The organism is Roseateles sp. FW305-36, assembly GCF_058787015.1.
Window position 1 is genome coordinate 1 of sequence record NZ_JBYSZK010000064.1, and the last position, 579, is coordinate 579.

At 58.2% G+C, this 579-nt stretch carries 2 protein-coding genes; one reads left to right on the forward strand and one right to left on the reverse strand.

Annotated elements, in window-relative coordinates:
• Nucleotides 1–353: hypothetical protein (locus AC3WOE_RS30570; RefSeq protein ID WP_492696330.1), on the forward strand; the 353-nt coding region annotated here is incomplete at its 5' end.
• 17 nt (nucleotides 354–370) lie between these two features.
• Here AC3WOE_RS30570 and AC3WOE_RS30575 read toward each other — a convergent pair.
• A partial coding sequence (locus AC3WOE_RS30575; RefSeq protein ID WP_492696332.1) for a phosphopantetheine-binding protein occupies nucleotides 371–579 on the reverse strand: 209 nt, incomplete at its 5' end.

A 579-nucleotide genomic window follows, 5' to 3' on the forward strand; every position in this document is an offset into this window, starting at 1 on the left:
TGCGGATGAAGTTGCCCATCCAGTCGCAGCCCCATGGGCATGTGATACGCCTGGCTCTGGCCAGGCAGCTGGCACAGTACCCACAGGCGCTGCTGCGCAAACGACAGTGGCAGCCCCTGCTCGCGTTCCTCGGCCGACACCGCACTGATGGCGGGAATGCGGTTAGGTTTACGCCCGGCATCCGAAGTGAATTGATATCGCCCTTGAGCTTCCAGGATTTGGAGCAATTCTGGTTTGAACCGCTGAATAGCCTTTATCAGCTCATCACTCTGCAAATGCCGCCTATTGCCAGCGAGCCCAATCTTTCCCTCCTTAACGCGAACTTGGACATCCAACTCTTGCAGACGCTCTAACAGATCGTTTGCACTCCTCATACTTCAACCTCGATTTGCTCCTGCATTGCTTCGAAAACAGTAGCCAAGGCTTGCACACGGCTGTGCTGGAAGAGGTCGCTCAGCGGCACGTCCAACGCAAAGCGTTCGCGCAGCCGTGCCATGGCCGAGACCGCCAGCAGCGAGTGCCCACCGAGCTTGAAGAAGTCGTCCTGGCGCCCGACGCGCTCCACCTTGAGCACTTGTG